The organism is Vibrio sp. OPT46, assembly GCF_015163535.1.
In the GTDB taxonomy this organism is placed as follows: domain Bacteria; phylum Pseudomonadota; class Gammaproteobacteria; order Enterobacterales; family Vibrionaceae; genus Vibrio; species Vibrio alginolyticus.
The window spans coordinates 57,909-65,157 of sequence record NZ_JADDYG010000358.1 but is presented as its reverse complement, the minus strand read 5'-3'; the positions used below and the strand labels follow the sequence as shown (position 1 = coordinate 65,157).

The window sequence follows — 7,249 nt, the reverse complement described above, 5'->3', positions numbered from 1 at the left end:
ACCAGCAAGCAATGCTGCACAAGTATGAGCTTCATCAGACCAAGTAAATGAGATGTTTCCACCGACTAAAAGCAGAACCTCGGTTCTGCTTTTTTGTTTTCAGCCCTAAACCACCTACTTCAGTAGGTGGTTATCATCCGCTTCGGCTTTGCCTGTAAATCTACTCATGCTAAATGCATCTTTGATTTTTCCAGAATTCGAAGAGGACAAATAACATGAGTAGATACAATCAAGTTTCCTCACCTTAGGAAGAACAGGCTTTGGGGTAATCACTTTTGGCAAAGAGGCTATTTTGTCGATAGTGTTGGAATCAATGAAGAAATAATACGCCGATATGTAAGACATCAAGAGAAGCAAGAGCGAGTAGAGCAGCAGCAATTGGCGCTGGACGAAACAAAGGCCCCCTTTTAGGGGGCTCATACAAAGCCACCTTCTTTAGAAGGTGGTAATTTACTTAAGCGTTTTTATATTTCTGATGTTCACATGCTCGAGCTGTTATTCGTAATTGTCATCGATAAATAGTTCGACCTTATCTTGTAACTCATCCACTCGCATATTTAGGTGGATAGCGTGGCAACAAGCTGGGCAATCATCATAAAACTCTTGGTCACCATTACTTGCATCCAATGTAATGCCGATAGAGTGTCCGCAATGCGGGCACTTTACATACCTTTCGGTATAATTTTTCATACAACAACTCCTAATCTCGCAGGGCTTTTAAACACACTATTCATCAATGAAGTACAGCCCTTTACTTACTTTGCCTACAAGGAAAATAGGCACAATCCAAAGTTAAGTCTCCTTTGATATTAGGCAGAGTTGTTGCTAATTGAGTCGAAATAAGTACAAAACTTGACCCCAAACTCAACCTTGAGCTTAGGGTGATTTTCTGTAGTGATGTGCCTCGAGATTTTACATCTTGAAATATGCAGTGGCTTCCAAATTAATAAGAAATGATTTTATTAATAACCAGTTGAGCCTGTTCCAAGTAATGGCCGCCAAACAAATTACAATGGTTGAGAACATGGTAAAGGTTATAGATATCTTTACGCTCTTCATAGCTTGAAGAAAGTGGCATAACCGATTCGTAGCCTTGATAAAATTCTGGTTGAAATCCACCAAAAAGCTCCGTCATCGCAATATCACACTCCCTGTCCCCCCAATAGCACGCAGGATCGTAACAGATAGGACCGAATGCAGTGAGTGCCGCATTTCCATTCCATAAATCGCCATGCAACAAAGAAGGTTCCGGAGCATGGTTTGCTAGCCGCTGTTTTACGACGTCGATAAAGTCATCGATATCAACCAAGGTGACGCCTTTTTCTTTAAGGAGCTGTAATTGCCAACCTATGCGTTGCTCAGCAAAGAATACACACCATTTCTTGTGCCATTTGTTGGGCTGTAGAGTCGAACCGAGATAGTTGTCGGTATCAAAACCAAACTCTTTTTGCTCGCCCCACTGGTGTAGGTGAGCTAATTGCTGCCCAAATTTAAAGCTGTTGGGACCATCTTCTAATGGTTTCGTTGGAAGGTAGTTAAGAATTAGGAATGAGGCATTTTTGGTTTTACCAACCAATACCACCTCAGGTACAAATAGGGTGGATGTTTCACGCAAAAGATGCAGGCTTTCAGCTTCTACCTCAAATTTAGACAAAAACTCGCGATCGTTAATTTTCACAAAATAACGTTGCTCGCCATCATTGATCATGTAGCTTTCACTGATATCCCCACCAGACAGCCTTACTTTTTCCGTGATCTGGTAATCGAACAATAAAGTATCAGAAAGCTGTTGCGATATTGCTTGCCACATACAAAACCTCGCGAATCTATTTGACCACCAATAGTTTAGGATAAATAGCAGGGAGTTGGCGCTATGTTGAGCATACTTAGTAAAGAAACCTTCCTCTTAGTGTAGTCAATTTGTATAAATGTGAATCAAATCGCTTATAAGCCTCTGATTTGTTGGCTTAGCATATGGAGATGAACGTTTACAACAGGTATTATGATTTTTTTGACGTTAGTTCCATTGGTGGCATGAAAATACTGATATGTGATGACTCAGCTGTTGCAAGAAAGCTTATTGCGCGTTCTATCGTACAAGATACATCATTACATCTTATTGAAGCGCAAGATGGTTATGAGGCGCTTAATATTCTTGCTGAGCAAAATATCGATATTTTGTTTCTCGATTTAACGATGCCCATAATGGATGGTTTTGAGGTCCTCGAATCATTACCTGTTAGTCAGTACCCGACCAAAATCGTCATTATTTCTGGAGATGTTCAACAAGAGGCAAAACAGCGCTGTCTCGATCTTGGTGCTCAAGCTTTTATCGCTAAGCCTCTGACAGAAGAGCAGGTGCTACCACTATACGAACAATTAGGACTGCATTATGCGTTCAAACCTAGTCATTCGGTTGATTCTAAAAACCAGGGTTGCGAAGAGCTTTCCTTACTAGCCAAATTCCGTGAAATTGCGAACATTGCCCTTGGTAAAGGGGCTGCGATTATGGCCGACCATTTACATGAGTTCATCCAACTTCCTGTTCCTCATGTTGGACCTTTGTCCTACGGCGAGCTTCATATGACACTGGTTGATGTGGTTGGGCGTGACAGTTCCGTTGCGGTAGCGCAGAGGTTTGTCGGTGGTGGTATTCACGGGGAGGCACTGGTGTGCTTACGTGGTAGGGATATCAATCAGATTGGGGAAAAATTAGGTTACCTTCTTGAGTTTACGCCTCATAATGAAATCATCTTGAATATCTCTAACCTACTGGTTTCGTCATTTCTCACGTCGTTAGGCGATCAACTCGACAAGCAATTCTCACTTCGTCAGCCAGGCATTGTGGATACCTTAACACCTTATTGTGAAGAGCAAGGCGAGTTGGGCGAGCTCTTTACTATTGAATACACCTACATGGCAGAAGCGCTCGATTTCGAGTGCGAGGTACTGTTTTTAATTGATAAGCCATCCGTAGAAATAATCTATGAAATCATGGAGCTAATCTAATGTCCGATATCACGCTGGACATAGCAGACTTTCATTGGGTCACACAAATTCTCGATACGATGGATTCAGGGCTTATTGTTTTGGATCAAGAGTATAAAGTGTGTGTGTGGAACAGTTTTATGCAGTCATACAGTGGCGTTCTATCACAAGAAATTCTTGGTGAATGTTTATTTGAGCATTTTGAAGAGCTGCCAAGAACTTGGCTAGAAACCAAGATAAAAGCTGCCGCCGATCTGGAAACTCGTTCTTTTTCTAGCTGGGAAAACCGACCGTACCTTTTTAAGTTCAACAATTTTTCTCCGGTTTCAAACAGCAGTGATTTTATGTATCAAGATATCGTGATCACGCCGTTAATTGGGCTTTCAGGAGAGGTCAGCCACATAGCGATTCAAGTCAATGATGTTTCTGAAACTGCGAGAAATCGCATTCATTTGAAAGAAACAAATCAACATTTGTCGGAAATCAGTCGCAAAGATGGTTTAACAGGTTTATTTAATCGCGCTTATTGGGAGCAATCATTGAAAGATGAGTTTGCTCACTTAAAAGTTATCGACGGACCATGCTCATTAGTAATATTCGATATCGACCACTTTAAGAAGGTGAATGATACTTATGGTCACCCGACAGGGGACGAAGTCATTCGTCGAACCTCTGCCTTGTTGAGAAAAACAGCAAGAAGCAGTGACATCTGCGGTCGTTTTGGTGGTGAAGAGTTTACGGTACTACTTCCTCACACAAACCAGGAGCAAGCTTGCTATTTCGCAGAGCGTTTGCGCAAAAGAATTGAGCAAGAGATCGTGAAAGTGGAAGATTTTTTGATTAATTACACGATAAGTATTGGTGTTTGCGAGTATAAGCCTTATTTTGAAACTCACACTCAATGGTTAAAGAGTGCCGATGCTGCGCTGTATCGTGCAAAAGAAAATGGTCGTAACCAAACCTGTTTGCATGAAAATGACTGAAATATAAAAAGGTTTGAAGAAACCCTGTATCCGAATTCAGTGAAGCAAAGCTCAATTGTTTGAAAATCATCCAGTTGGTTCGTGAATGTTTGTTAATATGAAATAAGTTAATGAAATTTTCTCGGCATGTCTTACTATTGAAACTATTCTGCTTTCAGCTTCGAAGGCTTGCAATAAACGGAGAAAAACAGTGGTTTTAGAAACCGATGGATATCTCGCTCTTATCGAGCACTTGTCTCTAAATCTAGATATTTTTACGACCGAAATTGGCGACACTGGATCCGAAAGCATCGAAGATGTTGTCACCGATATGGTGGCTTCAAACATCATGGCGATTTTTGAGCAAAATCCAGAACTTCACTCGAGCGTACGCTTCAAATTGTTGAAAGAGGCTGATGCAGTTGTTGAAGATCTTGGTGAGATATTGGCTGGGGTATGGCATAAAAAAGCGACCAATGAACAGATCACGTTCCTTGATGAATACATCGCTCTGGTCAAAAATCTGTTCGATAATGCTGTTGCGACTTACGACTGATATTGTTTTAACTTACAGCAATGTCCGGTTAAAGAGTGAGAGGAGTTACATTGTAACTCTTCTTATTTGCCAAAACTTAGATGCCCAGTATGGGTTGTCGATTCTTGAAATAATCACACCTCTAGACGTCGATGCATGCATGAACTGCTTGTTACCCAAGTAAATTCCGACATGATAAGTTGTACGTCTTGTTTTAAAAAACACTAGATCCCCTTGCTTGGCATCCGTCCAACTTAACTCCACACCTTGCTTTGATTGCTGCTTCGTTGTCCTTGGTAACGAGAGCTGATAAGCCTCAATAAACGCTTTTTGTACAAATGCTGAGCAATCAATTCCAGATTTCTGTGTCCCGCCTAAGCGATAAGGCGTGCCGTGCCACTCTGTGTAAAAGTCGAACAAGTCAGGGTTGTCCGACAATAGCTGATTTGTAGGTGTTGTCACCTGTGCTTGCTCACTAGGCTCAGGCCCAGAAGAGCAGGCGCTTAGTAGCACACTGATTATCAAAGGAAAATATACTCGACGCAAATCACCACCTGTCATCTCTATGACTCACAACTGAAATATTAGTGTCATAACCAATCCATAGTATGGGCTGCAAATCACGGTTTTGTCTCACAAATGTGACGGAATCACTGCAGAACCGATTCAACCTTAAGAAAGAATAAAAATTGATTATGGCAAAGCGAAAACGCTCACGCACATCACTTTCACTGATTCAGGCTGTCAGTGCAACATTTTTAACTATCATTGCTCTTGTTATAGCCCTTTCTGTCTCAAGTTTCAAAGGAATGGAACAGGTAGGGGAACAATTTGAAGACTTGTCGCAAAAAGCATTACCAATCGCGATGGCAAACGCAAAGTTAACCAGGAATGTATTGGAGATGGTTAAGCTACTCAACCATGGTATGCAGATTACTGAGCCGAAAGAGTTGCCTCTCATAAAAGAGCAAATCGACTCTCTTGCAACTCAAAGCACAACTTTGGTTGTGAAAGCGTCTGGTGTAGCTCAGCAACTCTCGGAGGAGTTAGACACCAAACTAGCGCGTTTACATAACATCACGCAGTCCATTTTGTTGAAGCAATCTTCGGTGATACAAATTCAAATGGATATTGATGCCGCTGTTGGTGGGTTTCGCTATGGGCTTAGCTCTATCGGTCCGGAAATGAATCGAATCAGTTCGTTTCTTAGTGCTGATAATCCTGAGTCGAGCGATGCCGCTAACCGTTTCATTGCTTCTGCAAGCTCAATGGAAAGTACGTTCTTAGTCATGATGATGCACTCAGAATTAAACGAAGCCGAAAAAGAATACCGAGAAATGCGAAATCGCATAGCAGGTATTAAACTCGCCTATGAAGACTTCCAATCTTTCCATCCTGAAGTAAGTGAATATGCAAGCTTAACCGCACCATATGAGATGGTGAAACAAGGCTTTAGTGAAAAGGGCGTGCTGCGTTTGATCCTCGCCAAACTAGAACAAGGGGAATTGCAACGTTCAGAGTTTAAACAGGCTTCGATGCTTGCGGATGAAACCATGCGGTTACTTGATCAAATCTCCCAAACCGCTGGTCAGTTGATCGATGAAAAAGAGCGGGTGGTCAACGAGACCATTGAATCGGTGAGCGTTGTGCTCGTGTTTGCGGCGTGTGTGATTTCTTTTATTATTCTGGTTACTTGGTTTAGTCTCAAGTCATGGACAAACCGAGGGTTAAGGAATGTACTAACGCGTCTTTCAGCACTTACCGAACATGATTTTCGTGACAAGGCAGAAGAAGTCGGCCCCTATGAGCTGAAAGAAGTAGCACGAAAGTTGAATCAAGTAATCGATTCCACACATGACTCCATTCAAACGGTGACGCGCAATTGTGAAACGCTTTATCAGACGGCAGAAGTAAGCCACAGTGCAGCCGAACAAACAAGTGATGGGTTGGCAACACAAAATGAAGCGTTGTCGAGTATGATCACGACCATAACGCAGCTTGAAGCCTCTATTCGTGAAATAGCAATGGTGACAAATGCATCTTCACAGGACTCGCTCCTTGCAACCCAACACACTGAAAAAGGGGTTCAAGTCGTGGAACAAAACCGCGAACGTTTGGAGTCATTAGAAAGCTCTTTGGATGTAAATGAACAGTCAATGTTAGAGCTAGACCAGCGTGTTAAACAGATTCGTGAAATGGTGGATATGATCAGTGGGATCGCGGACAACACCAACTTACTTGCTCTCAACGCGGCAATAGAGGCTGCCCGTGCTGGTGAGCAAGGGCGTGGATTTGCGGTTGTCGCTGATGAAGTTCGCAAACTTGCAAGTGATACCTCTCAACAAACTACGAACATCCGAGAAATGATGAGCGAGCTTATTACTGCCGCAGAGCGCTCGCGCCAAGCAGTTAATGATTCAAGAGAAGAAATGACCCACGCGCTACAGTCCAGCAATGAAGTGAAATCGACATTCTCTGATATCAACCTCGCGGTTAAGCACATTCAAGAACGTGTTGAGCAAATCTCAGTTGCTACAGAAGAACAAGAACGAGCGACGGCAGATGTATCTCAATCCATCACACATATTTCTGATCTTGGCGAACGCACAAAGCTGCAGCTTGAGTCTATGGTTGAGAGTTCTGAGCAAGTGGCGGAAATTGCTGGGCACCAGCAAGCAATGCTGCACAAGTATGAGCTTCATCAGACCAAGTAAATGAGATGTTTCCACCGACTAAAAGCAGAACCTCGGTTCTGCTTTTTTGT

The 7,249-nt window shown here is 42.5% G+C and carries 7 protein-coding genes and 1 pseudogene; 5 read left to right on the top strand and 3 right to left on the bottom strand.

Annotated elements, in window-relative coordinates; all coding sequences use genetic code 11:
* Window positions 1-231: 231 nt before the first annotated feature.
* Window positions 232-411 (top strand): annotated as a pseudogene (locus IQR33_RS16360) (transposase); the annotation flags it as partial.
* 84 nt (window positions 412-495) lie between these two features.
* Here the strand turns inward: IQR33_RS16360 and IQR33_RS16355 are convergent.
* Together IQR33_RS16355 and IQR33_RS16350 are read right to left on the bottom strand one after the other, a co-directional pair.
* The gene (locus IQR33_RS16355) at window positions 496-690 is read right to left on the bottom strand and encodes a CPXCG motif-containing cysteine-rich protein (protein WP_017634925.1); all 195 of its coding nucleotides are present in this window, start codon (window positions 688-690) and stop codon (window positions 496-498) included.
* A 253-nt stretch (window positions 691-943) separates the two neighbouring features.
* A complete protein-coding gene (locus IQR33_RS16350) occupies window positions 944-1,810 on the bottom strand; it encodes a fructosamine kinase family protein (protein ID WP_005377623.1) in 867 nt (288 codons plus the stop codon).
* 224 nt (window positions 1,811-2,034) lie between these two features.
* On the opposite strand from IQR33_RS16350, the gene IQR33_RS16345 reads away from it, so the two are divergent.
* The 3 genes from IQR33_RS16345 to IQR33_RS16335 all read left to right on the top strand — a co-directional run bounded on the left by IQR33_RS16345 (window position 2,035) and on the right by IQR33_RS16335 (window position 4,506).
* A complete protein-coding gene (locus IQR33_RS16345) occupies window positions 2,035-3,009 on the top strand; it encodes a response regulator (RefSeq protein ID WP_021033872.1) in 975 nt (324 codons plus the stop codon).
* Window positions 3,009-3,971, top strand: a complete 963-nt coding sequence (locus tag IQR33_RS16340) for a GGDEF domain-containing protein (RefSeq protein ID WP_025766666.1) — start codon at window positions 3,009-3,011, stop codon at window positions 3,969-3,971. The genes IQR33_RS16345 and IQR33_RS16340 overlap by 1 nt, the downstream gene beginning before the upstream one ends.
* 190 nt (window positions 3,972-4,161) lie before the next feature.
* Complete coding sequence (locus IQR33_RS16335) at window positions 4,162-4,506, top strand: DUF3802 family protein (protein ID WP_005377620.1); 345 nt, start codon at window positions 4,162-4,164, stop codon at window positions 4,504-4,506.
* Between the two features lie 45 nt (window positions 4,507-4,551).
* Here the strand turns inward: IQR33_RS16335 and IQR33_RS16330 are convergent, their stop codons facing one another.
* Entirely contained in the window at window positions 4,552-5,046 is a 495-nt protein-coding gene (locus IQR33_RS16330) for an NlpC/P60 family protein (protein ID WP_025998640.1), read from the bottom strand.
* A 134-nt stretch (window positions 5,047-5,180) separates the two neighbouring features.
* Here IQR33_RS16330 and IQR33_RS16325 point away from each other — a divergent pair, with 134 nt between their 5' ends.
* Entirely contained in the window at window positions 5,181-7,199 is a 2,019-nt protein-coding gene (locus IQR33_RS16325) for a methyl-accepting chemotaxis protein (RefSeq protein WP_193837377.1), read from the top strand.
* Window positions 7,200-7,249: the final 50 nt, after the last annotated feature.